Here is a 24,447-nt window from a genome sequence, read left to right on the forward strand (position 1 = left end):
CTTGCGTCTCATCAGCATTGCCCGCCCCGGTATCGAAGGAGCTGCCGAAATGAGCGCCGTAGAGTTCGAAGTCCCCGCGATCGTCCCCGCCGATCCCCAGGCCAACGTCACCGACCTCCTGGTCGACCGGGTCGCTGCGACGCCCGACCGTGCCCTGTTCGCGGTGCCCGACGGCGACGGATGGCGCGACATCTCCGCCGCCGACTTCCAGCGGCAGGTCATCGCTCTGGCGAAGGGGTTCGTCTCCGCCGGCGTCGAGCCCGGCGACAAGATCGGCTTCCTCGCTCGCACGACGTACGACTGGACGCTGGTCGACTTCGCCCTGTTCTATGCCGGAGCGGTGATGGTACCGATCTACGAGACGAGCTCGGCGCACCAGGTGGAATGGATCCTCTCCGACTCCGGCGCGGTCGCGGTCCTCGTCGAGTCCGCCGAGCACGCGGCGCGCCTCGAGGAGGTGCGGGCGAACCTCCCGCTCATCCGCACGGCGTGGCAGATGCAGGCGGGCGACCTCGACACGATCGTCGCGGCGGGAGCATCGGTGTCCGACGATGAGATCGAACGGCGCCGCGGCCTCGCCGTCGCATCGGACATCGCCACTCTCATCTACACGTCCGGGTCGACCGGACGGCCCAAGGGATGCGTCCTGACGCACGGCAACTTCGTCGAGCTCTCGCGCAACTCCGCCAAGGCCCTGGACGAGGTCGTGCAGACGCCGGGCGCGTCGACGGTGCTGTTCATCACGGCCGCACACGTCTTCGCGCGCTTCATCTCGATCCTGAACGTGCACGCGGGCGTCAAGACCGGCCACCAGCCGGACACCAAGCAGCTGCTCGCGGCGCTCGGATCGTTCCACCCGACGTACCTCCTCGCGGTCCCGCGTGTGTTCGAGAAGGTCTACAACTCCGCCGAGCAGAAGGCGGAGGCCGGCGGCAAGGGCAAGATCTTCCGCGCTGCGGCGCAGACCGCGATCGACCACTCGCAGCGTCTGCAGGACGGCAGGCGGATCCCGCTGGGGATGCGCATCACGTTCGCGCTGTTCGACAAGCTCGTCTACTCGAAGCTGCGGACGGCGATGGGCGGCAACGTCACCTTCGCGGTCTCCGGCTCCGCTCCGCTCGGCCCCCGCCTCGGCCACTTCTTCCACAGCCTGGGCGTGCATATCCTCGAGGGATACGGCCTGACCGAGACGACAGCGCCGGCGACCGTGAACCTCGCCACCAAGTCGAAGATCGGCACGGTCGGACCCGCCCTGCCGGGCGTCGGCATCCGGGTCGCCGAGGACGGCGAGGTCGAGGTGCGCGGCATCAACGTGTTCAAAGAGTACTGGCGCAATCCCGAGGCCACGGCGGACGCGTTCGACGGCGACTGGTTCAAGACCGGCGACATCGGCACGCTCGACGGCGACGGCTTCCTCACGATCACGGGGCGCAAGAAGGAGATCATCGTCACTGCGGGCGGCAAGAACGTCGCACCGGCTGCGCTCGAGGATCCCATCCGCTCGAACCCCATCGTCGGCCAGGTCGTCGTGGTCGGCGATCAGAAGCCGTTCATCTCGGCCCTGATCACGCTGGACTCCGAGATGCTGCCCACGTGGCTGCAGAACAACGGGCATCGCGCCGAGCTGTCGATCCAGGAGGCGGCGAAGGACGAGGCGGTGCGCGCCGAGATCCAGCACGCCATCGACCGGGCGAACGCCACCGTCTCCCGCGCCGAGTCGATCCGCAAGTTCGTGATCCTGCCGACCGAGTGGACCGAGGCGAGCGGGCATCTCACGCCGAAGCTCTCGATCAAACGGAGCGTCATCCTCGACGACTTCGCGGGCGAGATCGAAGAGCTCTACAGCGTGCCGGAGAACACCCAGAACATCTCGCTGCCCTAGGACCCGAGCGCGGTTCCCGAGCGGGATAGACGAGACGACAGGTCGCGGTCCTCACCCGCACGCCCTTCACCCGCGAGACTGCAACGGGGCGCCGAGACCGTGGGGCAACCCCACCGTCTCGGCGCCCACGTGCAGTCTCGCGGCCCCAAGCACGGGCCCGCGCTCCTCCAGGGCGGTCCGCGGCGAGCAAGAGTCCGGTGCGAGAGTCCTGCGCTGACGGGTCGAGGACGGGCGACTTCCGCATCAGCTTCCCCCGCGCCTGGCGGGGGCCGCCGTGGGGCGAGAAAGTCCGGTCGCTGAGCGAGCGCAGCGAGACGAAGCGCCCCACCGGAACGGGTTCCGCTCCGCTCGTCTCGTCGCTCAGGGATCGAGAGCGGAGACCTTCGAGTCAGAACCAGTCGCTCTCGCGCACCTCGCGCAGTGCGACGCGACGGCGCTCCCGGTCGAGGCGGTCGAGGTACAGCTTTCCGTCGAGATGATCGGTCTCGTGCTGCAGCGCCTGCGCCAACAGCCCGTCCCCCTCGAGCACGACCTCGTCGCCGTCGAGATCGATGCCGACGACCTTGGCGTGCGGATGACGCAGCACGTCGTGCCAGAGCCCGGGGACGGAGAGGCATCCCTCTCCGATCAGCTCCGGCTCCCCCGACGCCTCGACCAGGACGGGATTCAGGACGTACCCGATGTCTCCGTCGATGTTGTAGCTGAACGCCCGCAGCCCCACACCGATCTGGGGCGCGGCGACGCCCGCCCGCCCGGGAAGCTCCACGGTCTCGACGAGGTCGCGCACGAGAGCGCGGATGCCGTCGTCGATCTCGGCGATCGGTGAGCTCGGGGTCTTCAGGACGGGGTCGCCGAAGAGGCGGATGGCGCGAACCGTCACGCGGCGCCCGTCACCGGGACCGAGCCGATGCCGGACACCACGACGGCGGCGAGCTCTCGCGCGGCCGCGCGGGTCGCGGGCTGGAGGTCGCGGAACGTGATCGCGCTGCCCGTGGCGATCCGCGCGTCGTACGGCAGGCGGACGACCGCGCGGACCCGGCTGCGGAAGTGCTCCTCGAGCTCGGTCTGTCGCACGAGCGCGGCACCGGGACGCGAGGAGTTGAGCACCACCACCGCGGAACGCGCCAGCTCGGTGTAGCCGTTGGTCTCGAGCCAGGTGAGGGTCTCCGACGCGAGACGCGCCTCGTCGACGCTGAGCCCGGCGACGATCACGAGGGCGTCGGACGCCTCGAGCGTCGCGCTCATCACGGAATGCACGATGCCCGTGCCCGTGTCGGTCAGCACGATCGAGTAGTAGTGCGCGGCCAGCGCGGCGACGTCCCGGTAGTCGGAGTCGTCGAACGCCTCGGAGATACGCGGGTCGGCGTCGGAGGCCAGCACGTCCAGGCGGGTCTCGTCGCGCACGACGATCGACGAGATCTCGTTGAAGCCGTGCACGCGCGTGCGGGACCCGGTGAGGTCGCGCACGGTCTTGCCGCTCGGACGGCCGATGCGCTCGGCGAGCGTGCCGCGATCCGGGTTGGCGTCCAGCGCGATGATCCGGTCCTCGCGCGCGTCCGCGAGGGCCATGCCGAGCAACGCCGTCACCGTCGTCTTGCCGACGCCGCCCTTGCGCGAGAGCACGGCCACGAACCGGGCACCGCCGTTGAGGGGCGCGGCGATCCTCGCGTCGAGCGCACGCCGCGCCCGTGCGCGGCGACTGTCGCCGAGGCGCACGCGGCCTCCGGTCAACGCGTAGACGAAGTGCGGCCACGTGCCCTCCGGCTCGCGACGCGGCAGGCGATCGCTCTGCAGAAGCCGGTCGGCCGTCAGCAGATCGGCCGTCTCCCGTTCCGCATCGCGCTCGTCCACGCGACGCGCAGCCAGCGTGACGGGCGCGGGGACGGCGTCGGCGGATGCGGATTCCGTCGCGTGGGCGCGCTCGGGCTCGGGCGGCGACACCGGGTCCGGAGAGCGCACCGTCACCGGCCGGGTCTCGGTCGTGCGGAGCGTGACCGGAGTCGTCGACCGGAAGACCGGTGTCTCCTGCGGCGCCGAGGCACCGGTGGCCGGGGACGTCACGGCCTCAGGCTCCTGCTCGGATGTGTCCACGTCGTGCACCTCCACCGCGTCCTCGGCGTCGACGGTCGTGTCGTCTCCGTCGTCCACCGTCTCCTCGACGTCGTCCTCGTGCACCACGTGAACGTCGTCGACCGGGTCCACGCCGCCCTCGATCGAGACGACGGCGACCGGCTCCGGCGCGATGTCGTCCGCGAGGATGTCGTCGTCCACCAGGTCGTCGTCGACGTCCGTCACCGGCAGCGTCACCGCGACCTGCGCGGTCTGCGTGCTCAGGATGTCGAAGCCGGCGGCGTCCACGCTGACCGGTTCGTCGATGATGTCGGCGTCGCCGTCAACCGGGTTCTGATCGTCGCGATCAGCCATACTCAGAGAACTCCCAACGGATCGCCGAACCGTCGGCGCCCACCCCAGGCTAGTGCGCAGGCCGGACGACGACCAAAAGGTCGCCCGCCTCCACCTGCTGCGTGGCCCCGATCGCGAGACGCTCAACGACGCCGTCGACCGGGCTCGTGATGGCCGCCTCCATCTTCATCGCCTCGATCGACGCCAGCGGCTGACCGGCGCGCACGGTGTCGCCGACCTCGGCCTTGAGCGTCACGACGCCCGAGAAGGGAGCGGCCACCTGACCGGGCTTCGACGTGTCGGCCTTCTCCGCCTGCCGGGCCTCCACGGCGATGCTCCGGTCGCGCACGAAGACCGGGCGCAGCTGCCCGTTGAGCGTCGTCATGACGGTGCGCATGCCCTTCTCGTCGGCCGCACCGATCGCCTCGAGACCGAGCCACAGCTGCACGCCGCGCTCGATCTCGACCACGTGCTCCACCCCGGGCGTCAGGCCGTAGAGGTAGTCGTCGGTGTCGAGCGCCGACAGGTCGCCGTAGGCGTCGCGCGTCTCCTGGAACGACCGCGTCGGTCCGGGGAAGAGCAGCCGGTTCAGGGCGTCGCGTCTCGTGGTGGAGTCCGCGTCGAGGGATGCCGCGTCCTCTTCAGACAGGTCCACGACCGGAGGCTTGAGCGTACGACCGGCGAGAACCTTGCTGCGGAAGGGCTCCGGCCATCCGCCCGGCAGATCGCCCAGCTCCCCCGCCATGAACCCCACGACCGAGTCGGGGATGTCGTAGTTCTGCGGGTTCTCGGCGAAGTCGGCCGGGTCTGCATTCGCGGCCGCGAGGGCGAGGGCGAGGTCGCCCACCACCTTCGACGACGGGGTCACCTTGGGCACGCGGCCGAGGATCTCGTTCGCCGCGGCGTACATGTCCTCGATGAGCTCGAAGTCCTCCGCGAGTCCCAACGCGATCGCCTGCTGACGCAGGTTCGACAGCTGCCCGCCCGGGATCTCGTGGTGGTAGACGCGCCCGGTGGGGCCGGGCAGGCCCGACTCGAAGGGACGGTACTGGTGCCGCACGGCCTCCCAGTACGGCTCCAGATCCGCGGCCGCCTGCAGCGCGATACCGGTCTCGCGCTCGGTGTGCGCGAGCGCGGCGATGAGGGCCGACAACGACGGCTGGCTGGTCGTGCCGGACATGGGCGCGGCGGCCGCATCGACCGCATCCGCCCCCGCCGCGCTGACGGCGAGCAGCGTTGCCAGCTGGCCGCCGGCGGTGTCGTGCGTGTGCACGTGCACGGGCTGGTCGAACCGTTCGCGCAGCGCGCCGACGAGCCGGGCGCCCGCGGCGGGCCGGAGCAGCCCCGCCATGTCCTTGACGGCGAGCACATGGGCACCCGCCTCGACCATCTGCTCGGCCAGACGCAGGTAGTAGTCGAGCGTGTAGAGCGTCTCGGCGGGGTCGAGCAGATCGCCGGTGTAGCACAGCGCCGCCTCGGCGACCGCGGTGCCGGTCTCGAGCACCGCGTCGATCGCGGGCCTCATCTGCGAGACGTCGTTCAGGGCGTCGAAGATCCGGAAGACGTCGACCCCGGATGCAGCCGCCTCGCGCACGAACGCGTCGGTCACCGCGGTCGGATACGGGGTGTAGCCCACCGTGTTCCGGCCGCGCAGCAGCATCTGGATGGCGACGTTCGGCAGCGCCTCGCGGAGTGCGTCGAGTCGTTCCCACGGGTCCTCGCCGAGGAACCGGAGCGCGACGTCGTAGGTCGCACCGCCCCACGCCTCGACCGACAGGAGCTGCGGCGTGAGGCGCGCCACGTACGGCGCGACGGTCAGGAGGTCCTTCGTCCGCACGCGCGTCGCGAGCAGCGACTGGTGGGCGTCGCGGAAGGTCGTCTCGGTGACCGCGAGCGCCGTCTGCGCACGCAGGTCGGCGGCGAAACCGGCCGGCCCGAGCTCCTGCAGCCGCTGCCGCGACCCCGGGACGGCCGGCACCGACAGGTCGACCGCGGGCAGCTTCAGTCGAGGATCGATCGTGAGCGGGTTCTCCCCGTTCGGCTTGTTGACCGTGACGTCGACGAGCCAGTTCAGGATCTTCGAGCCGCGATCCTTCGACTCGCGCCCGCGCAGGAGCTCCGGACGCTCGTCGATGAAGGCCGTGCTGATGTCACCGACGGTGAACGACGGATCGTCCAGCACCGCCTGCAGGAACGGGATGTTCGTGGAGACCCCGCGGATGCGGAACTCGGCCAGGGCGCGACGGGCGCGCGCGACCGCGGCGTCGAAGTCACGCCCGCGACAGGTGAGCTTGGCGAGCATCGAGTCGAAGTGCGGGCTGATCTGGGATCCGGCCGCCGTCGTCCCGCCGTCGAGACGGATGCCGGCACCGCCGGGCGAGCGGTAGGTCGTGATCTTTCCGGTGTCGGGGCGGAACCCCTGCGTCGGGTCCTCCGTGGTGATGCGGCACTGCAGCGCCGCCCCGCGCAGGCGCAGCTCCGGCTGGGTGAGCCCCAGCTCGGCCAGGCTCTCGCCGGCCGCGATGCGCATCTGCGACTGCACGAGGTCGACGTCGGTGACCTCCTCGGTCACCGTGTGCTCGACCTGGATGCGGGGGTTCATCTCGATGAAGACCGCCTCGCCCGTGCGGGGTCCGGCCGTCTCGAGCAGGAACTCGACCGTCCCGGCGTTCTGGTAGCCGATCGACTCGGCGAATGCGACGGCGTGCCGGTGCAGGGCCTGTCGCACGTGCTCGTCGAGGTTCGGCGCCGGGGCGATCTCGATGACCTTCTGGTGACGGCGCTGCACCGAGCAGTCGCGCTCGAACAGGTGCACCGTCGCGCCCTGCGTGTCGGCGAGGATCTGCACCTCGATGTGCCGCGGACGCCGCACCGCCTGCTCGAGGAACATCCGCGGGTCGCCGAAGGCGCTCTGCGCCTCCCGCATCGCCTCGGCGAGGGCGGGAGCGAGCTCCTCCTTCGTCTCGACGCGCCGCATCCCGCGGCCGCCGCCGCCGGCGACGGCCTTTGCGAAGATGGGGAAGCCGATCCCGTCGGCCTGTCCGAGGAGCGTCTCGACGTCGTCGGATGCGGGCGTGGAACGCAGGACGGGGACCCCGGCCGCGATCGCGTGCTCCTTGGCCGTCACCTTGTTGCCGGCCATCTCGAGGACGGCGGCGGGCGGCCCGATGAACGCGATCCCGTTCGCGGCGGCCTTCGCGGCGAGCTCGGGGTTCTCGGAGAGGAATCCGTAGCCGGGGTAGATCGCGTCCGCACCGCTGTCTTTCGCGACCCGGATGATCTCGTCGACGTCGAGGTATGCACGGACCGGGTGGCCCTTCTCGCCGATCCGGTACGCCTCGTCCGCCTTCAGCCGATGCAGGGAGAAGCGGTCCTCGTACGGATAGACGGCGACCGTGCGCGCGCCGACCTCGTACGCCGCGCGAAAGGCGCGGATCGCGATCTCGCCGCGGTTGGCGACCAGGATCTTCCGGAACATGGGACCTCGTATCCGTCATGTGGCGGTGGCACATCGCACTCGACGGCGGCGATGCGCGGGCCTGAGTGTGCTCACAGCCTAGGGGACGGTAACGTGGGGGACGTGCATGTCCTTTCCGTCAGCTCGCTCAAGGGCGGGGTCGGCAAGACGACCGTCACTCTGGGGCTCGCGTCCGCCGCGTTCGCCCGAGGTGTTCGTACGCTCGTCGTCGACCTCGACCCGCAGTCCGATGTGTCGACCGGGATGGACATCCAGGTGGCCGGGCGGCTGAACGTCGCCGACGTCCTGGCCAACCCGAAGGAGAAGGTCGTCCGTCAGGCGATCACCTCGAGCGGCTGGACCAAGGTGCACGCCGGCACGATCGACGTGCTGATCGGCAGTCCCTCCGCCATCAACTTCGACGGTCCGCACCCGAGCGTGCGCGACGTCTGGAAGCTCGAGGAGGCACTCGCCACTGTCGAGGCCGACTACGACCTCGTGCTGATCGACTGCGCGCCCTCGCTCAACGCGCTCACCCGCACGGCGTGGGCGGCCAGCGACCGGGTCGTCGTGATCACCGAGCCCGGGCTGTTCTCGGTGGCCGCGGCCGACCGCGCGCTGCGCGCGATCGAGGAGATCCGGCGCGGTCTCTCGCCCCGCCTGCAGCCACTCGGGATCGTCGTGAACCGCGTGCGTCCGCAGTCGATCGAGCACCAGTTCCGCATCAAGGAGCTGCGTGACATGTTCGGTCCGTTGGTGCTCTCGCCGCAGCTGCCCGAGCGCACATCGCTGCAGCAGGCGCAGGGCGCGGCGAAGCCCCTGCACATCTGGCCGGGCGACTCCGCCCAGGAGCTCGCGGCCGACTTCGACGCGCTGCTCGACCGGATCGTCCGAACCGGCCGCATCACGGCGCCCGAGGGCACCCCCGCCGCCTGAGCACCGTCCCCGTACCGGAGCACCCTGCCGCGCGTTGGAGCGCTCTGCCGTGCCCTGAGCGCGCGGCCCGGCCGTCGTCGGAACCAGCGCGCCGCGAGCGGCGCGACAGAAAAGCGGCGCGGGTCAGGCGGTGCGGCGGACGCGACGTACGGCGAGCTCGTCGGCGGGATGCGGAACCTGAGGGTCGAACTCGACGAGCGTCGACTCGACCTCGCGCAGGACCTTGCCGACGGCGATGCCGAAGACGCCCTGGCCGCGACTCACGAGATCGATGACCTCGTCGTTCGAGGTGCAGAGGTAGACCGAGGCGCCGTCGCTCATGAGCGTCGTGCCGGTGAGGTCGCGGATGCCCGCCACCCGCAGCTGCTCGACCGCGGTGCGGATCTGCTGCAGCGAGATGCCGGTGTCGAGCAGACGCTTCACGAGCTTGAGGACGAGGATGTCGCGGAAGCCGTACAGCCGCTGCGATCCCGACCCGCTCGCACCCCGCACGGTGGGCTCGACGAGCTCGGTGCGCGCCCAGTAGTCCAGCTGACGGTAGGTGATGCCCGCTGCACGAGCCGCCACCGCACCGCGGTAGCCGACCTCGTCGTCCATCTGGGGCAGGCCATCCGTGAAGAGGAGGTCGGCGTCGAGAGGGACCTCGCCGATCGGATCGCCTGCGTTCATGCGGGCGCCTCCCTTCCATTTGCTGTGTGATTCCACGCTAGATGAGCGAGCGGTCCCGGGCAACGACATCCGCTCCCGGCGCCCGGCGTGTCGGACGATCAGATGTCGAGCCGGTCGAGCGCCGCGCGGATGAGGGCCTCACGGACATCGCCGATCCGGCGGGCGAGCTCCGGCGCGAGATCGGCAGCCCTCCCCCGGGAGTTCGCGTCGACCCGGCGGCGCAGGGGTGCGAGCGCCGACTCGACCAGCGCGACGTCGCGCTCCGCGCTCTGCTTCATCGACCTCAGGTGACGCGGTTCGATCCCGTGACGGTCGAGCGCGACCAGGGCGCGCAGCATCGCCAGCGCCTGCTCGTCGTAGGTCTCACCGCCGGTGATCAGGCCCGTGCTCAGCGCGTCGTTGAGCAGCTGCGCACCCGCTCCCGCGGTGCGCAGCAGCTCGTCGCGACGGTAGCGGCGCGCGGTCGGCACGATCGAGCGCGGCACGGTCTCGGCGGGCGGCGCGGGGTCTCGCCCCGCATCCACGTCGTCGAGATAGTCGCGGATGACGCTCAGCGGCAGATAGTGGTCGCGCTGCAGGGTGAGCGCGAGACGCAGTCGCTCGAGGTCGGCGGGCGTGAACTTGCGGTAGCCGGACTCGGTACGGCGCGGACTGACGATGCCCTGCACCTCGAGGAAACGCAGCTTGCTGGAGGTCAGTGCGGGAAAGTCAGGGGTGAGCCGGGCGAGCACCTGACCGATGCTCAGCAGGCCCACAGCCTCGTTGCGGCCGCGGGCGGAGACAGCCGCCATCAGGCGTCCGCCACCGACACGAGATCGGCGGGCGAGACGAAGAAGTTCAGGCGGAACTTGCCGATGCGCACCTCGGCACCGTTCGACAGCGTCGCACGGTCGACGCGCTCGCCGTTCACGTAGGTGCCGTTGAGCGAGCGCTGGTCGACGATCTCGAAACCGCCGTCGACGCGGGTGATCTCGGCGTGGCGTCGCGAGACGGTCACGTCGTCGAAGAAGATGTCGGCGTCGGGATGCCGACCGACGGTCGTGACGTCGGTGTCGAGGAGATAGCGGGCGCCGGCGGTCGGGCCGGAGCGGACGATGAACAGGGCGGCGCTACCCGGGAGCGCCTCGATCGCCTCCATCTCGGCGTCGCTCAGCTCGCTGCCGAACGGCACGAAAGACAGGTCGGAATCGTGCCCGAAGGTCTGGGTCGTGTCGTGGGTCGGCGCGGGCGCGTCGCCCTGGCGCCGGATGTCGCCCGGTCGATGTGTGTGCTGCTCGTCCACGTCGTCCTCCTCGTGGTTCAGCCTAACGGATCGCGAAGGCCGTCCGACATCCCGACCCCTCCCGATGAGGCCCGCGTCCGGGACCGCTCATCCCGTGCACGGTCCTGCCGCATTAGGCTCGGTCGGGTGATCGCATTCGGTTCTCCCACCCGCTCGCGGCGTGCCCTCATCGCCGCGCTGGCCGGGTTCGCCCTGGCCCTGTCCGCTGTCCTCGTGACCGCGGCGCCCGCATCCGCCCACGACGAACTGGTCTCGACCGATCCCGCCGCCGGCACCGCCGTCGACGCTCTCCCCGACGCGATCACCCTGACCTACAGCGCAGACCTGCTCTCGGACGGCTCGTCGACCGTGGTGCAGGTGACGGATGGCGCCGGCACCTCCCTCACCGACGGCGATCCGGTTGTCACAGGAAACGTCGTCACCCAGGCGCTCGAGGGCGAGCCCTCCGGGACCGTGTCGGTCGCCTGGCGCGTGGTCTCGAGCGACGGGCACCCGATCGCCGGCGAGCTCGCGTTCGAGGTCGCCGGCGCCCCGAGCCCCACCGCCCAGCCCACACCGACCGAGTCCGCGAGCACCCCGGCCACCGACACCGCCTCCCCGGATGCGATGGCGACGGCCACGGCGACACCCGAGGACGGCGACGGCGCGAACCCGCTGCCGTGGATCGTCGGCGCCGCCGCCCTGCTGATCGTCATCGCCCTCGTCGTCTGGCTGCTGGGCGCACGGGCACGCCAGCAGAAGGAGATCGTGCGCGACCGTACGGCCGGCCGGGACGACGTCGGCGAGCGATAGGCTGAGAGCATGCCTCACTACGACGTCGTCATTCTCGGCGCCGGCCCCGGCGGGTACGTCGCGGCCGTCCGGAGCGCCCAGCTCGGCCTGTCCACCGCGATCATCGAGGAGAAGTACTGGGGCGGTGTCTGCCTGAACGTGGGCTGCATCCCCTCCAAGGCCCTCCTGAAGAACGCCGAGCTCGCGCACACCTTCGCCCACAAGGCAGAGCTCTTCGGCATCTCGGGCGACGTGTCGTTCGACTACGGAGTGGCCTGGGATCGCAGCCGCGAGGTGGCCGATGGCCGCGTCAAGGGCATCCACTACCTGATGAAGAAGAACAAGGTCACCGAGTATCAGGGCCGCGGCGCTTTCGCCGACGACCACTCGGTGGACGTCACGAAGTCCGACGGCTCGGTCGAGCGCGTCACCTTCGACAACGCCATCATCGCGACGGGCTCGACCGTGCGTCTGCTGCCGGGCGTCACGCTGAGCGAGAACGTCGTGACGTACGAGGAGCAGATCCTCGCGCGCGATCTTCCCGGCTCGATCGTGATCGTCGGCGCCGGCGCCATCGGCATGGAGTTCGCCTACGTGCTGTCGAACTACGGCGTGAAGGTCACGATCGTCGAGTTCCTCGACCGGGCTCTCCCCAACGAGGACGCCGACGTGTCGAAGGAGATCCAGAAGCAGTACCGCAACTACGGCATCGACATCCTCACCTCGACCAAGGTCGAGTCGGTCGTCGACGACGGATCGTCGGTCACCGTGACGTACACCGACAACAAGTCGGGCGCGCAGGGCTCCATCGAGGCCGACAAGGTGCTCATGTCGATCGGCTTCGCGCCGCGGGTCGAGGGCTTCGGCCTCGACAAGACCGGCGTGCAGCTGACCGAGCGCGGCGCCATCGGCATCGACGACCACATGCGCACCAACGTCCCGCACATCTACGCGATCGGCGACGTCACGGCGAAGCTGCAGCTCGCGCACGTGGCCGAAGCCCAGGGCGTCGTCGCAGCGGAGACCATCGGCAAGGCCGAGACCCAGACCCTCGGCGACTACCGCTTCATGCCGCGCGCGACCTTCTGCTCCCCGCAGGTGGCCTCGTTCGGGCTCACCGAGCAGCAGGCGAAGGACGCCGGGCACGACATCAAGGTCGCGACGTTCCCGTTCATGGCGAACGGCAAGGCGCACGGCCTCGGCGAGCCCGTCGGCTTCGTCAAGCTGATCGCCGACACCGAGCACCTCGAGCTGCTCGGCGCCCACATGATCGGCCCCGACGTCTCGGAGCTGCTCCCCGAGCTGACCCTGGCGCAGAAGTGGGATCTCACGGCCGTCGAGCTCGCCCGCAATGTGCACACCCACCCGACGCTGTCGGAGGCGCTGCAGGAGGCCATCCACGGTCTCGCGGGGCACATGATCAACTTCTGACCGCCCTCGCGCACGCGAAACGGCGAGGCCGTCCCGGCACGATCGGGGCGGCCTCGCCGTTTCACGTTCCGGGCCGGCGGCCCGGGTCGCTGACGGACGAGGAAGGAGGCGAAAGCCCGGTCGCTGCCCTTCGTCTCGGAGCGCTGCTCCTCGCTCAGGGACTGTGAGCGGAGACTCTCGAGTCAGCTTCTCCGTGCCCCTGGCGGGGCGTTCCGTGGGGTGGTGAAAGCCCGGTCGCTGAGCGAGCGCAGCGAGACGAAGCGTGAGGAACTTTCGCTTCAGGCGCCGAGCGCGCGACCGAGCTTCGAGGCGGACGAGGCGATGCGACCGCCGGCCGCCTCGACCAGCGCGTCGACGGCGGTGAAGAACGCGGCGCGCCAGTCGGCGTCCGCGGACGCGGCGGGGCCGAGCTCCACCTCCCACTCGCGCCAGAGGGTCTCCCGGCCGGTGCCGGCGACGGCGCTCACCCGGTCGTCGACCATCTCGGCGACGAGACCGCCGTCGGCGTCGCGGAGCGCGTAGGCGGTGCGATCGTTGCGGATGCGGGCGATCTGCGCGAAGGGCGGCGACGCCCAGCGGGCCACCGCGTCGATGATCGCCTGCGGCATGTCGTCGTCGGCACCGAGGGGCCAGCCCCATTCGTGTCGTCCCTCCGGGGCGGAGGACTTCACGTGCCATCCGGCATCCGACCCGCCCGTGCGCCGGCGCACGGCGACCCGCGCCCGCGCCAGCGCGAGGTCGGCCGTGTCGAAGTACCGGGCGTCGAGGGCGCGGTGCTCGGGTGCGTCCACGCGCGCGATCGCCGGCAGGCGCTCCCAGTCGGGCAGGGCGGTGTCGTCGTCGACGTCGTAGGCGCGTTCCACCTCGATCGAGCGGGTCGGCTCGCTCGCGGTGCTCACGCCTCAGTCGTCCCGGCCGTCGGGATTCGGATCGATCGGCTCGGTCGCCTCGATGTAGCGGAACCGTGCCTGGGTGGGACCGTCGTCATCGCCGGTGTTCTCGAACTCACCGTCGCGCCGGTAGACGACCTGCCCTTCGCCGTAGGGCACGATGAGCGAGTCGTCGACGCCGTCTTCGAGCGGGAGGACCTGTCCGTCGAGCGGGCCACCGGAGAGTCGTGCAAGAGCCATGACCCCAGCCTATCTCCGGGCGGCGGAACCCGGGCCCCGCGACGAGCACCGTCCGTCTGCTCTAGAATCGGCCGGATGGAGAGCGTCCGCCCGCGTCGCGCCGGCGGTTCCCGATGAAGCCGTTCGTGCTCCTCGCGACCCGCGCGGAGGACCTTCCCGCCGACGAGGAGTATGCGCTCTTCCGGCGCTACACCGGGTTGGACGAGCGGATGCTCCGCCGCATCCGGCTCGAGGCCGGTCCTCTCCCGGCGCTCGATCTCGATGCCCTGTCGGGGGTCATCGTCGGCGGCGGCCCCTTCAACGCGTCCGACCCCGTGGAATCCAAATCGCCCGCCCAGCTGCGGGTGGAACGCGAGATGGCGACCCTGCTCGACGAGGTCGTCGCACGGGACTTCCCGTTCCTCGGTGCCTGCTACGGCGTGGGCACACTCGGTGCGCACCAGGGTGCGATCATCGACCGGACCTATGCCGAGCCGATCTCCGTCGTCCCGGTGACGCTGACCGACGTCGGCGCCGACGACCCGCTCTTCGCCGGGTTGCCGCGCACCTTCGGCGCCTTCGTCGGGCACAAGGAGGCCGTCCGCGTGCTGCCGCCGCACCTGGCGCTGCTCGCCGGCTCCCCCACCTGCCCGGTGCAGGCGTTCCGGGCCGGGCGCAACGTGTACGCCACCCAGTTCCATCCGGAGCTCGACGTCGCCGGCATCTCCACCCGCATCCGGGCGTACGCCGGGTACGGGTATTTCGCCGACGGGGAACTGGATCTCACCCTGAGCGCCGTGCGGGCCGCTGCGGTGACCGAGCCCGCGCGGATCCTCCGCACCTTCGTCGAGCGCTACACACGCTGAGTCGAGCTACGCCGGCTGAGCGGCTTTCGCGCGTTCCTTCTCCTCGGCGGCGCGCGCCCGGTCGAGCTCGGTGACGGCGGCCGAGACGGCGTCCTCCGCCCGGCGTACCCGGCGCTGGGCGAAGGTGCCCGCGCCGAAGCGGGAGCGCACCCTGTCGTCATGCTCCCGGGTGATGGTGATGATCACCGCGCTCGCGATCAGGATGACCTGTGCGGACAGGTTGAACCACAGCAGCAATGCGATGAGGGAGGCGAAGGAGGCCAGGAGCGGATTGGACGACGCACCGCCGACAAAGAGCCCGGAGAGCTCCTGCAGCACCAGGAGACCCGCGCCGCCGAGGAGCGCTCCGCCCCACAGCGCGCGGGCCGGAGCGCGGACGCCCGACAGGATGACGAACATCAGGACGACCACGACCGTGTCGAGGGCGAGGACCACCACGAGGGAGACGACCCGGGTCGCGACCGTCACGAGCACGGAGTCCGCGGGAAGACCGAGCCAGCCGGTCACCGTCGTGACGGACGCGGAGCCCAGGAACGTGGCGGCCGCGGAGACGACGAGCAGCAGCCCCAGCCCGATCGCGAGTCCGAGGTTGCGCAGCATCACCCAGAGGAAGAACATGTCGTCCGAGACCTCGTCGGCCAGGATGCGCAGCGCGGTCCGGAGGGAGCCGACCGCGCCGATCGCCGCTCCCACGAGACCGACGAGTGAGACGACCCCGGCGATCGTGAGCCCGACGGGCGCCTCGATCGCCGACGGATCGATGATCCCGTCCTCCCCCACGAGCCCCGGGATCGCGGCGTCGACCGCAGTGATCAACGCCTGCCACGCGGCCGGATTTCCCGACAGCCAGAGCGCGGCGAACGAGAACCCGAGCAGGACGCCGGCGAAGACGCTGAACAGCGTGCGATAGGTGATGCTGTCGGCGAGCTGGGCACCGCGATGTTCGCTGTAGAGCAGGAAGGCGCGTACGAGCGTGCGCTCCAGCGCCCAGGAGATCACGCGCGGCACGAGCCCCCGGGGGCTCGGATTCGAGGCATCGGAAGGCTCGGACATTGAGCCAGGCTAGCGGGCGGACGGGCCGCATCCGCCCCACCTTGACAAGCCCCGCGCCCGGACTACCCCGCCACGGCGTGGAAGGCGAGTCCGAGCCACGCGCCGAGCAGCATCCAGGGTCCGAACGGGATCGCGGTCCGGCGGTCGGCGCGGCGCGCCGCGATGAGCCCCACGCTGTAGATCCCGCCCGCGAGGAAGCCGGCGAACACGCCGACGACGACCGCGTCCCACCCCGCGAAGCCGAGGAGGACCCCGACGAGGCCGGCGAGCTTGACGTCGCCGCCGCCCATCCCGCGCGGTTGTGCGAGACGCAGCAGCAGATAGAAGCCGAACGACAGGACGCCGGCGACAAGCGACCGCCCGAACGCCGCCCACTCCCCCGACGTCGCGGCGGCGACGCCGAGCAGCACGAGTGCCGCCGGATACGCGGGGAGCACGATACGGTTCGGCAGCCGGTGGGTGCGCACGTCGATCACGGTCAGAACGAGGCTCAGGGCGGCGAACCCGGCGTACGCGAGGACGCGCGCGCCGTGGGACAGCGCGTCGAGCGCGCTCGCATCGGCCACGGACTCAGGCGTCCAGGACCGTCAGCCCGACGTGGATGCTGTCGCCTTCTCCGGCGGATGCGGCGTCACGGACCGCGCGCTTGACCGGCAGGTGGTACGTTCCACTCGCCGCGTCGGGGAAGATCGAGGTGCGCCAGCGGAGGCCGGCGACCTCGGCTTCGACGCGTACGGCGCCGAACCCGCGCGGCATCCGGGGGATCTCACGGATGTCCTCACCGGCCTCCGCGGGCACGGCGACGAAGTACCAGGACGCGTCCGTGCGGGCGTCCCAGCGGAACAACACGGCGTCGAAGACGAACTGCATCTGACCAGAGTAGGGCGAGCACCCGCGTCGCGTGGGGCGGGAGCGCGACCTGGGGATGACCCGGGACGTTCGGTGCTCGGCTCGTGGTCGGGACCCGGGTCAGGCTCGGGCTCGTGGCCGGGGTCGGGACCGCGAGACTGCACGTGGGCGCCGAGACCGTGGGGTAACCCCATGGTCTCGGCGCCCCGCTGCAGTCTCGCGGACGAGGGGGCACCGGCGGGGGGCTCGACCTGAGCACAGGGAGACGAAACGCACCCAGCGGAACGGCGGGCACCGCGACCCTTCGTCTCGGAGCTGTGCTCCTCGCTCAGGGATCGAGAAGATGAGACTTCCGCATCAGCTGCTCAGCGCCCCTGCGGGGCGCTCCGTGGGGTGGGGAAAGTCCAGGCAATGCGCCTGTTCAACCAGAACCGGGGCGGGGAGACTCTCGGGTCAGGAGGACGAGCGGACCTCGATCTGCGGCGCAGAGGGCGCGGAAGGAGCGGACACCTGCAGTCCGGCACGCACCGACTGACCGGCCGCGAGCGTCGTCGCCCACCCCGCTCCGGTGCAGGTGATCCGTGACTCCACGACGGTGCAGTCCATGCCCCAGCTGTTCACGACCTCGGTCGCGCCGGGCGATACCCAGGAGATCGTCCACGACCGCGCGGGCGCGGCACCGGCGGTGACGACGAACTCCGCGACGTAGCCCTCGCCCCACGCGCTCTGCAGGATCCACTCGGCCGCGGTGTCGCCGGACGGCGCGGGCGCGCTCGGCTCAGGAACCGGCGTCGGCTCGGGCGTGCGGCTCGGTCCGGGAGTCGCCGGACGCGAGGGCGACGGCGTGGAGGTGGGACTCGGCACGGCGGTCGGCGCCGGGGGCACCGGCTCGAGGATCGGCCGCAGCGCGTCGAGCTTGTCCTGCTCGGGGGTGCGCCAGTCGTCGGCGACGAGACCGCCGGTATCGCCGCTGTTCGGGTTGAACGACCAGTACGCGAAGCTGATGCCCGTGCGCTCGAGGTAGCTCACCAGGCTCGCCAGCCACTGCCGGTCGCTCTCGCTGAGATAAGTGGTGCCGAACTCGCCGAGGAGCACCGGCGCGATGCCCTCGGTGGCGATGTACCCCCAGTCCCGTTCCCACCGCTCCTCGAGATTGGCCGGGTAGGCGGGATCGGCGAACCAGGGCTGCGCGTAGACGGACGCCGGATAGTCGTGCGGCGAATAGACGACACGGTCCGGCACCGCGAGCTCGACCGGCGAGGCTGCCACGCCGGCGAGGCCGCCGCCCCACCACGTCGAGGAACCGTCCGGCTGGCGTTCGACGCCTTCCACGATGATCAGCAGCCTCGGGTTCACCGCGAGCACGGCGTCGCCCGCGCGCGTGGCGGCCGCGCGCCAGTCGCGGGCAGGGTCGCCGCATCCCCAGCACGCCTCGCCGTGCGGCTCGTTGTGCAGGTCGACGCCGATGACCGTCGGGTCGTCTCGGTATCGCTCGGCGAGCATCCGCCAGTCGGCGATCCATGCTTCTTCGCTGTACCGATCCGTGTACCAGAGCGCGGACTGCGCCGCGGAGTCGGGCCGGTGACGGTCGAGGATCACGGTGAGCCCGGCGGCGTCCGCCCGGGAGACGACGGCGTCCAGCAGCTCCAGCGGGCTGAGCCCCACGAGATCCGGATTGACGTTCGCGTCGATCGAGGTGCTCGCGGACGCCGCCAGGCACTCGTTCGAGTACGGCAGGCGGACGGTGGTGAAGCCCATCGCCGCGATCTGCCGCAGGCCCTCGTCGAGCGGGATCGTCCAGAGACCGTGGGGGGCGCAGTTCGAGGTCTCGAGACCGAACCAAGACACCGCCTTGATCGTGTACGGCGTGCCGTCCGCGGTGACGATGTCGCCGCCGGAGGTGTGCAGCCATCCGGGTGCGGCGGCATCCGCTCGATTCGGCACGAGGACTCCGATCAGCGCGGTCAGCAGGACGGCGACGAGCGCGGCGCCGATCCGGGTGAGCGCACGGGAGGAGCGGATCACGGGCCGGACTCCTCGGTCGTCGGCGGGCTGTCGGCTCAGTGTAGACGGTGGTCGGCGCTCAGCCGGTCACCACGACGGCGGTGCCCAGCGGCAGCTGTGCGAGCCGGTCGATCGCGGGACCGTCGAGCCGGAGGCATCCGTTCGAGATCGGCCCGGATCGCGCGTCGTGGTAGTGGAAGGCGGTCACCGCGACGGGAGCGCCGGAGAACCCGGCGAGCGTGGGCGACTGCACGCCGAGGTAGACCAGCGGATGGCCGCGTGTGTACCCGAAGGCCGGAACGACCTCGGTGTGCATGATGAAGGTGCGACCGAGTGGCGTCGGAGTGGCATCGGTCCCCCAGCCGAAGTCGCCGGCCACCGTCTCGACCCCCGCCGGGCTCACGATCGACACGGTGCGGGCGGAGAGGCTGACCTCGACGCGGGTGGCATCGTCGGCGAGGGTGACGTCCGCGGCGCGCACCCACCCGGACAGCTGCGCGGGATTCCCCTCCGGCGGCGTGCCCTGCCGGCCCGCGAGCAGCACCCGCACCCAGTTCGTCTGGCGCTCGACGACGGGCACCGTGGTTCCGCCGTACGTCTGGGACTGGAGCAGCCGGGCGACCGGCGCCTGACCCGGCTCGGCGAACACGGGGATCTCGGCGGCGGCCGGCGTCGCCGAGAAGCCCGGCAGCGGGCCGCTCGGATCGGCGTCGACGGGGAGGGCCGGGATCACCGCGTACACCTCGGCGGCCGGGAGCCCCGTCACGTCGTACGCCGCGGTGTCGGCGGGGAACCCGATCTCGGTGGGCGTCGGTGACGGTGTCGCGGTCGGCTGCGGGGTGACGGACGGCGCGGGCGAGGCCGCGACGGGCTCGGGGACGCGCCCGAGCCCCGTCGCGAGGGCGAAGACGAGTGCCGCGATCAGGACCACGGCGGCAGCGATCGCGAGCGGAAGGACGCGACGACGGGCGGATGCGGAGGGCATGAGTCCATGGTCGCCCGCCCACGGGCATGGCGCAACGCGGCTCTCGCGCCCGCCCGGAGGCGCCGGTGCCGGGCACGGACCGGACGTGCGGGCCTGCCTCGCCTGTCGCGGCTACGGCGTACGGCCCCGCCGAGGCGTCGATCGACCGCACGCGAACGCGTCGACGCACGCCGCGCCCACCGCAGCGACCGCGTACACGGCCAGGTCGCGGGCGTCGAAGACCGTGCCGAGCACCAGCACGATCGGCGGGAACGCGGCCGCCCACGCCACGGGCAGACCGGTGAGCTGGAACGCCTCGACGCCCACGCACCACACGAGCATGATCGCACCGGCGCCCAGTGCGGGCAGCCTCGGCACGAGGACGACGACCAGCGCGTAGATCAGCAGCGCGTAGAGCAGATCGCCGGCGATGTCGCTCACCGCCGTGTCGGGAGCGAACGCGTGCACCCCGACTCCTGCGGCGACGAGCCCGACCGCGAACGCGAGTGCCGTCGCGCGTCGCCGCGCCGTGCCGGTCACCAGTGCGGGTGGATGTCCGTGCGCAGGGTCCGGTCGTACACCTCGCGCACGAAGACGTCGAACGCGTCGAGGTCGAGGCCTCCGTCCAGGAGCGCCGCCGCGTCCGCGTTGGACCGCGCCTGAGCGGGCGTCCGCGCTCCGGGGATGACGCTGGAGACCCCCGGCAGCGCCGCGATCCAGGCGAGCGTCGCCGCGGGCAGCGACACGCCGTCCGGAAGCACCGACGCGAGCTCTGCGGCCGCGGCGATGCCCGTCTCGAAATCGACGCCGGAGAAGGTCTCCCCGCGGTCGAACGCCTCGCCGTGCCGGTTGAAGGCGCGGTGGTCGTCGGCGGCGAAGATCGTCGCCGCGGTGTAGCGGCCGGACAGCAGGCCCGAGGCGAGCGGGACCCGCGCGAGGATCGCCACGCCGGCGTCCGCCGCGGCCGGCAGCACCTCGTCGAGCGGCTTCAGCCGGAACGGGTTCAGGATGATCTGCACGTTCGTCACGTTCGGCCGGGCGATCGCCGCGAGCGCCTGCGCGCACGTCTCGACGGAGACCCCGTAGGCGGCGATGACGCCCTCGGCGACGAGCTCGTCCAGGGCGTCGTAGGTCGCCGCATCCGCGATGACGGCGCTCGGCGGGCAGTGCAGCTGCACGAGGTCGAGCGTCTCCACGCCGAGGTTCTGCCGGGAGCGCTCGGTCCAGATCCGGAAGTTCTCCGGTGTGTAGTTCGCGGGCTCCTGGGCGAGGCGGCGTCCCATCTTGGTGGCGACGGTGATGTCGTCGCCGCGCTCGGCGAGGAAGCGGCCGATGGTCTGTTCGCTGCGCCCGTCGCCGTACACGTCGGCCGTGTCGAAGAGAGTGACCCCGGCGTCGGCCGACGCCCCGAGCACCCGGAGGGCGTCGGCGTCGTCGACGGCGCCCCAGTCGGCGCCGAGCTGCCAGGTGCCGAGGCCCACGGCGGAGACGAGGCGGCCGGTCGCGCCGAGGGGACGGGTCTGCATGCGGGCTCCTGTCGACGGGTGACCGGCTCAGCCTAGACGACGGCGATCGGGATCCCGATGAGGGCCATCGCGAAGGCGTTCCACGCGATCGGGGCCCCCGCGCGAGCCCGCCGAGATCGGCGGGCGGATCCCCGACGCTCCGGGATGGGGAGGTTCCGCGGTGCGCGTACTACCGTTGACGGATGAGCACACCTGAGTCCGCCGCGTCCACCGGAGCCGAGACGGTCGACGAGTCGCAGTCCTTTTCCGACCTCGGGCTCGACGCCTCGGTGCTCAAGGCACTGAAGGACGTCGGCTACGAGACGCCGTCGGCGATCCAGGCGGCGACCATCCCTCCCCTCCTGCGCGGGCGCGACGTGATCGGCATGGCGCAGACGGGCACCGGGAAGACGGCGGCGTTCGCGCTGCCGATCCTGTCGCAGCTCGATCTCTCGCAGGCCACGCCGCAGGCTCTCGTCCTCGCCCCGACCCGCGAGCTCGCCCTCCAAGTCTGCGAGGCGTTCGAGCGCTACGCCGCCCACCTCCGCGGCGTGCACGTGCTGCCCATCTACGGCGGCCAGGGCTACGGCACCCAGCTCTCCGCCCTCCGCCGCGGCGTGCACGTGGTCGTCGGCACCCCGGGCCGGATCATGGACCACCTCGAGAAGCGCACGCTCGACCTGTCGGAGCTGCGGTTCCTCGTGCTCGACGAGGCCGACGAGATGCTCAAGATGGGCTTCGCCGAGGACGTCGAGACGATCCTCGCGGACACCCCGGTCGACAAGCAGGTGGCCCTGTTCTCGGCCACCATGCCCGCCCAGATCCGGCGGATCTCGCAGCAGTACCTGCGGGACCCCGAGGAGATCACGGTCAAGAACAAGACCGCGACCTCGTCGAACATCACCCAGCGCTACCTCGTCGTGTCGTACGCCCAGAAGGTCGACGCCCTCACCCGCATCCTCGAGGTCGAGAACTTCGAGGGCATGATCGTGTTCGTCCGCACGAAGAACGAGACGGAGACCCTCGCCGAGAAGCTGCGCGCCCGCGGCTACACCGCGGCGGCGATCAGCGGCGACGTCGCTCAGGCCCAGCGCGAGAAGACCGTCAACCAGCTGAAGTCCGGCAAGCTCGACATCCTCGTGGCCACCGACGTCGCCGCGCGCGGCCTCGACGTCGACCGCATCAGCCACGTCGTGAACTTCGACCTGCCGATCGACACCGAGTCCTACGTGCACCGCATCGGCCGCACCGGGCGAGCCGGCCGCTCGGGCGAGGCCATCAGCTTCGTCACTCCGCGCGAACGCCGGATGCTGGCCGCCATCGAGAAGGCGACGCGACAGCCGCTCACCCAGATGTCGTTGCCGAGCGTGGAGGACGTCAACGCCACCCGCCTCACCCGCTTCGACGACGCGATCACCGCGGCCCTCGAGCAGACCGACCGCATCGAGCGGTTCCGCGACATCGTCGCCCACTACGTCGAGCACTACGACGTGCCCGAGGCGGACGTCGCCGCGGCGCTGGCCGTCGTCGCCCAGGGCGACACGCCGCTGCTGCTCTCCCCCGAGGACGAGCGCCCGGCGCGCACGTTCGACCGGGACGACCGGCCCGGACGCGACCGCGCAGGCGACGAAGGGCCCGAGCGCCGGCGACGACCGTCGAACTCGTCGTTCGCGAAGTACCGCCTCGCGGTCGGCCGACGCCACAAGGTGCAGCCGCGCCAGATCGTGGGTGCCCTCGCCAACGAGGGCGGCCTGAAGCGCGAGGACTTCGGACAGATCGACATCCGTCCGGAATTCTCGCTGGTGGAGCTGCCCGCGGACCTGCCCGCGAGCGTGCTCGACAAGCTGAGCGGAACGCGGATCGGCGGCAAGCTGATCGAGATGCGTCTCGACCAGGGCGCACCCGGCGGCCGCCCCGACCGCGAGCGCAAGCCGCGCCACCGCTGAACGTCGAGGGCGCCCGGGACGACGACGACGGAGTCGTCCTTCTCGACGGCGTCGGGACGGCGCACATAGGCGACCGCCTCGTTGCCGGCGAGGCGGGCCGCACGCACCACGCGCGAGCCGATCCGTCCTGTCGCGCCCGGCACGAGCACCCTCATCGCTCTCGTCCCTCCCGGTCCCTCGCCCCGGACGCGCCGGCGACGGGTCTCCCCCGGTCCGGACGCATCCGCATCCGCCGTGCCCTCAGATCCTCGAAGGACTCCGGGTGGTCCTCGGGCAGCGGCGGACACCCCTCCGGCGCCGGGATCGGTCCGGGGAGCACGGGGGCGTTGATCGCGCTGGTGAGGATGTCGTTCCGCTCCTGCTCGCTGAGGACACCGGCGTCGACCTGCGCGTTGACCGCGACGACGAGCCCCGGGGTCCCGGGATACCTGCGGAGCTCGGAGAGCGCATATTCCCGCAACCGGGGATCGCGCAGACGATCCACGGCTCCGGCGATCCCCCCGCCGGAGCGGATCTCAAGCTCTCCGATGAAGGACTCCGGGTCGTAGCGGCCGTCCATCTGCTCGACGAGCCGCTGGATCTGGAGCCGGTCCGGCCAGGGACCACCGGTGTACATGAGCGTGAGCCCGTCCAGGAGCAGCCTCCGCTCACCGACGTCGAGAGGCTCGAGCAGGTCGGCGCACCAGACGAGCACATACTCGGTGAAGTCCGTGGGGAACCCGGGCGCGTACGGCATGCCGATCAGCGGCCTGGGTCACTGACGAGCGACGAAGGAGGTGAAATCTCACCCCTCCGGGGAGACTTTCGCATCAGGCTACGCCGTCCATCCGGTGGTGGATGGCGCGCCGGAGCGCGGCGGTACCCTGCGCCAACGCCGCCAGATCCGCGGGATCGAGCGCCGCGAGGTACTCGTCCGCCTCATCGCGGAAGCCGAGGAACTGATCGTAGATCCGCGTGCCCGCCGTCGTGACGGACAGATGCTTGACCCGCCGGTCCGGATCGGACGCGTCCCGGGACAGGTACCCGAGCTCGACGAGCTTGTCGACGCTGCTGGACACGGCGGACGCGCTCACGTGCAGGCATTCCGCGACCTCGCGTCCGGTCGTCGCGGTTCCGGTCGCGACGAGCAGCACGATCCGTAGCTGGTGCAGGGTGAGCTCCACCCCGAGGAACGGCTCCAGGCGGCTGCCCGAGAGCCGCCGGGAGATCTCACGCCGGTCATCGCCGATCCGCGCGATGAGCTCGGCGGCGGTCAACCTGTGCATCTCCTTCAACCTCCCGCAGAAATTTTACCACCGTCTACTAATTAGGTAATAGTTA

The 24,447-nt window shown here is 71.1% G+C and carries 23 protein-coding genes; 6 read left to right on the top strand and 17 right to left on the bottom strand.

All coding sequences use genetic code 11. The features are described 5' to 3' along the window. Positions 1-49: 49 nt before the first annotated feature. A complete protein-coding gene (locus GVL03_RS03790) occupies positions 50-1,882 on the top strand; it encodes a long-chain fatty acid--CoA ligase (protein WP_159499655.1) in 1,833 nt (610 codons plus the stop codon). Positions 1,883-2,270: 388 nt separating this feature from the next. Here GVL03_RS03790 and def read toward each other — a convergent pair whose 3' ends face one another. Genes def through GVL03_RS03805 form a run of 3 tightly spaced genes read right to left on the bottom strand, consistent with a single transcriptional unit; the run spans position 2,271 to position 7,763 of the window. Then, the gene (def, locus tag GVL03_RS03795; RefSeq protein WP_159499656.1) at positions 2,271-2,762 is read right to left on the bottom strand and encodes a peptide deformylase; all 492 of its coding nucleotides are present in this window, start codon (positions 2,760-2,762) and stop codon (positions 2,271-2,273) included. Next, positions 2,759-4,306: a MinD/ParA family protein gene (locus GVL03_RS03800; protein ID WP_159499657.1), complete on the bottom strand. Its 1,548-nt coding sequence runs from the start codon at positions 4,304-4,306 to the stop codon at positions 2,759-2,761. The genes def and GVL03_RS03800 overlap by 4 nt, the downstream gene beginning before the upstream one ends. A 49-nt stretch (positions 4,307-4,355) precedes the next feature. Next, entirely contained in the window at positions 4,356-7,763 is a 3,408-nt protein-coding gene (locus tag GVL03_RS03805) for a pyruvate carboxylase (protein ID WP_159499658.1), read from the bottom strand. A gap of 102 nt (positions 7,764-7,865) precedes the next feature. Between GVL03_RS03805 and GVL03_RS03810 the strand changes: the two genes are divergently transcribed. After that, the gene (locus tag GVL03_RS03810) at positions 7,866-8,678 is read left to right on the top strand and encodes a ParA family protein (protein ID WP_159499659.1); all 813 of its coding nucleotides are present in this window, start codon (positions 7,866-7,868) and stop codon (positions 8,676-8,678) included. A gap of 123 nt (positions 8,679-8,801) precedes the next feature. On the opposite strand, the gene GVL03_RS03815 is transcribed toward GVL03_RS03810, so the two are convergent. From GVL03_RS03815 to GVL03_RS03825, 3 genes are all read right to left on the bottom strand, one after another. Then, positions 8,802-9,347 carry a MerR family transcriptional regulator gene (locus tag GVL03_RS03815; protein ID WP_159499660.1) on the bottom strand — a complete coding sequence of 182 codons (546 nt, stop codon included), beginning with the start codon at positions 9,345-9,347 and terminating at the stop codon, positions 8,802-8,804. Between the two features lie 98 nt (positions 9,348-9,445). After that, positions 9,446-10,138: a MerR family transcriptional regulator gene (locus GVL03_RS03820; protein ID WP_159499661.1), complete on the bottom strand. Its 693-nt coding sequence runs from the start codon at positions 10,136-10,138 to the stop codon at positions 9,446-9,448. Beyond that, positions 10,138-10,629 carry an FHA domain-containing protein gene (locus GVL03_RS03825; RefSeq protein WP_159499662.1) on the bottom strand — a complete coding sequence of 164 codons (492 nt, stop codon included), beginning with the start codon at positions 10,627-10,629 and terminating at the stop codon, positions 10,138-10,140. Before GVL03_RS03825 ends, GVL03_RS03820 begins: the two co-directional genes overlap by 1 nt. Positions 10,630-10,755: 126 nt before the next feature. Here GVL03_RS03825 and GVL03_RS03830 point away from each other — a divergent pair, with 126 nt between their 5' ends. Next, the gene (locus GVL03_RS03830) at positions 10,756-11,421 is read left to right on the top strand and encodes a copper resistance CopC family protein (protein ID WP_159499663.1); all 666 of its coding nucleotides are present in this window, start codon (positions 10,756-10,758) and stop codon (positions 11,419-11,421) included. Between the two features lie 9 nt (positions 11,422-11,430). Further along, the gene (gene lpdA, locus GVL03_RS03835) at positions 11,431-12,831 is read left to right on the top strand and encodes a dihydrolipoyl dehydrogenase (RefSeq protein WP_159499664.1); all 1,401 of its coding nucleotides are present in this window, start codon (positions 11,431-11,433) and stop codon (positions 12,829-12,831) included. A gap of 278 nt (positions 12,832-13,109) precedes the next feature. On the opposite strand, the gene GVL03_RS03840 is transcribed toward lpdA, so the two are convergent. Beyond that, on the bottom strand, positions 13,110-13,730 hold the full coding sequence (locus tag GVL03_RS03840) for a CYTH domain-containing protein (RefSeq protein ID WP_159499665.1): 621 nt from the start codon (positions 13,728-13,730) through the stop codon (positions 13,110-13,112). Positions 13,731-13,733: 3 nt separating this feature from the next. Next, on the bottom strand, positions 13,734-13,961 hold the full coding sequence (locus tag GVL03_RS03845) for a response regulator (protein WP_159499666.1): 228 nt from the start codon (positions 13,959-13,961) through the stop codon (positions 13,734-13,736). Positions 13,962-14,074: 113 nt separating this feature from the next. Here GVL03_RS03845 and GVL03_RS03850 point away from each other — a divergent pair, with 113 nt between their 5' ends. Beyond that, positions 14,075-14,806: a glutamine amidotransferase gene (locus GVL03_RS03850; RefSeq protein WP_159499667.1), complete on the top strand. Its 732-nt coding sequence runs from the start codon at positions 14,075-14,077 to the stop codon at positions 14,804-14,806. Between the two features lie 6 nt (positions 14,807-14,812). On the opposite strand, the gene GVL03_RS03855 is transcribed toward GVL03_RS03850, so the two are convergent. From GVL03_RS03855 to GVL03_RS03885, 7 genes are all read right to left on the bottom strand, one after another. Continuing rightward, on the bottom strand, positions 14,813-15,859 hold the full coding sequence (locus tag GVL03_RS03855; protein WP_159499668.1) for a YhjD/YihY/BrkB family envelope integrity protein: 1,047 nt from the start codon (positions 15,857-15,859) through the stop codon (positions 14,813-14,815). Between the two features lie 62 nt (positions 15,860-15,921). Then, positions 15,922-16,425 carry an A24 family peptidase gene (locus tag GVL03_RS03860; protein ID WP_235038007.1) on the bottom strand — a complete coding sequence of 168 codons (504 nt, stop codon included), beginning with the start codon at positions 16,423-16,425 and terminating at the stop codon, positions 15,922-15,924. A 4-nt stretch (positions 16,426-16,429) separates the two neighbouring features. Next, entirely contained in the window at positions 16,430-16,729 is a 300-nt protein-coding gene (locus tag GVL03_RS03865) for a DUF1905 domain-containing protein (protein ID WP_159499669.1), read from the bottom strand. A gap of 432 nt (positions 16,730-17,161) precedes the next feature. Beyond that, entirely contained in the window at positions 17,162-18,733 is a 1,572-nt protein-coding gene (locus tag GVL03_RS22570; RefSeq protein WP_159499670.1) for a cellulase family glycosylhydrolase, read from the bottom strand. Positions 18,734-18,791: 58 nt separating this feature from the next. Next, complete coding sequence (locus GVL03_RS03875) at positions 18,792-19,697, bottom strand: L,D-transpeptidase family protein (RefSeq protein ID WP_159499671.1); 906 nt, start codon at positions 19,695-19,697, stop codon at positions 18,792-18,794. A 111-nt stretch (positions 19,698-19,808) separates the two neighbouring features. Beyond that, on the bottom strand, positions 19,809-20,216 hold the full coding sequence (locus GVL03_RS03880; RefSeq protein WP_159499672.1) for a DUF2809 domain-containing protein: 408 nt from the start codon (positions 20,214-20,216) through the stop codon (positions 19,809-19,811). Continuing rightward, positions 20,213-21,202 (bottom strand): aldo/keto reductase, encoded by a 990-nt coding sequence (locus GVL03_RS03885; RefSeq protein WP_159499673.1) that lies wholly within the window; start codon positions 21,200-21,202, stop codon positions 20,213-20,215. The genes GVL03_RS03880 and GVL03_RS03885 overlap by 4 nt, the downstream gene beginning before the upstream one ends. Before the next feature lie 182 nt (positions 21,203-21,384). Here GVL03_RS03885 and GVL03_RS03890 point away from each other — a divergent pair, with 182 nt between their 5' ends. Next, entirely contained in the window at positions 21,385-23,127 is a 1,743-nt protein-coding gene (locus tag GVL03_RS03890; RefSeq protein ID WP_159499674.1) for a DEAD/DEAH box helicase, read from the top strand. 151 nt (positions 23,128-23,278) lie between these two features. On the opposite strand, the gene GVL03_RS03895 is transcribed toward GVL03_RS03890, so the two are convergent. Together GVL03_RS03895 and GVL03_RS03900 are read right to left on the bottom strand one after the other, a co-directional pair. Then, complete coding sequence (locus GVL03_RS03895; RefSeq protein WP_159499675.1) at positions 23,279-23,863, bottom strand: hypothetical protein; 585 nt, start codon at positions 23,861-23,863, stop codon at positions 23,279-23,281. A gap of 73 nt (positions 23,864-23,936) precedes the next feature. Continuing rightward, a complete protein-coding gene (locus GVL03_RS03900) occupies positions 23,937-24,392 on the bottom strand; it encodes a MarR family transcriptional regulator (protein ID WP_159499676.1) in 456 nt (151 codons plus the stop codon). Positions 24,393-24,447 lie beyond the last annotated feature (55 nt).

Source organism: Microbacterium sp. 18062 (genome assembly GCF_902706225.1).
Classification (GTDB): Bacteria; Actinomycetota; Actinomycetes; order Actinomycetales; family Microbacteriaceae; genus Microbacterium.

Excerpts from the sequence above, each read along its gene's own strand:
- GVL03_RS03790 (WP_159499655.1), top strand. The coding sequence starts at position 50 with ATGAGCGCCGTAGAGTTCGAAGTCCCCGCGATCGTCCCCGCCGATCCC.
- GVL03_RS03800 (WP_159499657.1), bottom strand. The coding sequence starts at position 4,306 with ATGGCTGATCGCGACGATCAGAACCCGGTTGACGGCGACGCCGACATC.
- GVL03_RS03805 (WP_159499658.1), bottom strand. The coding sequence starts at position 7,763 with ATGTTCCGGAAGATCCTGGTCGCCAACCGCGGCGAGATCGCGATCCGC.
- GVL03_RS03815 (WP_159499660.1), bottom strand. The coding sequence starts at position 9,347 with ATGAACGCAGGCGATCCGATCGGCGAGGTCCCTCTCGACGCCGACCTC.
- GVL03_RS03820 (WP_159499661.1), bottom strand. The coding sequence starts at position 10,138 with ATGGCGGCTGTCTCCGCCCGCGGCCGCAACGAGGCTGTGGGCCTGCTG.
- lpdA (WP_159499664.1), top strand. The coding sequence starts at position 11,431 with ATGCCTCACTACGACGTCGTCATTCTCGGCGCCGGCCCCGGCGGGTAC.
- GVL03_RS03845 (WP_159499666.1), bottom strand. The coding sequence starts at position 13,961 with ATGGCTCTTGCACGACTCTCCGGTGGCCCGCTCGACGGACAGGTCCTC.
- GVL03_RS03850 (WP_159499667.1), top strand. The coding sequence starts at position 14,075 with ATGAAGCCGTTCGTGCTCCTCGCGACCCGCGCGGAGGACCTTCCCGCC.
- GVL03_RS03855 (WP_159499668.1), bottom strand. The coding sequence starts at position 15,859 with ATGTCCGAGCCTTCCGATGCCTCGAATCCGAGCCCCCGGGGGCTCGTG.
- GVL03_RS03865 (WP_159499669.1), bottom strand. The coding sequence starts at position 16,729 with ATGCAGTTCGTCTTCGACGCCGTGTTGTTCCGCTGGGACGCCCGCACG.
- GVL03_RS03875 (WP_159499671.1), bottom strand. The coding sequence starts at position 19,697 with ATGCCCTCCGCATCCGCCCGTCGTCGCGTCCTTCCGCTCGCGATCGCT.
- GVL03_RS03885 (WP_159499673.1), bottom strand. The coding sequence starts at position 21,202 with ATGCAGACCCGTCCCCTCGGCGCGACCGGCCGCCTCGTCTCCGCCGTG.
- GVL03_RS03890 (WP_159499674.1), top strand. The coding sequence starts at position 21,385 with ATGAGCACACCTGAGTCCGCCGCGTCCACCGGAGCCGAGACGGTCGAC.
- GVL03_RS03895 (WP_159499675.1), bottom strand. The coding sequence starts at position 23,863 with ATGCCGTACGCGCCCGGGTTCCCCACGGACTTCACCGAGTATGTGCTC.
- GVL03_RS03900 (WP_159499676.1), bottom strand. The coding sequence starts at position 24,392 with ATGCACAGGTTGACCGCCGCCGAGCTCATCGCGCGGATCGGCGATGAC.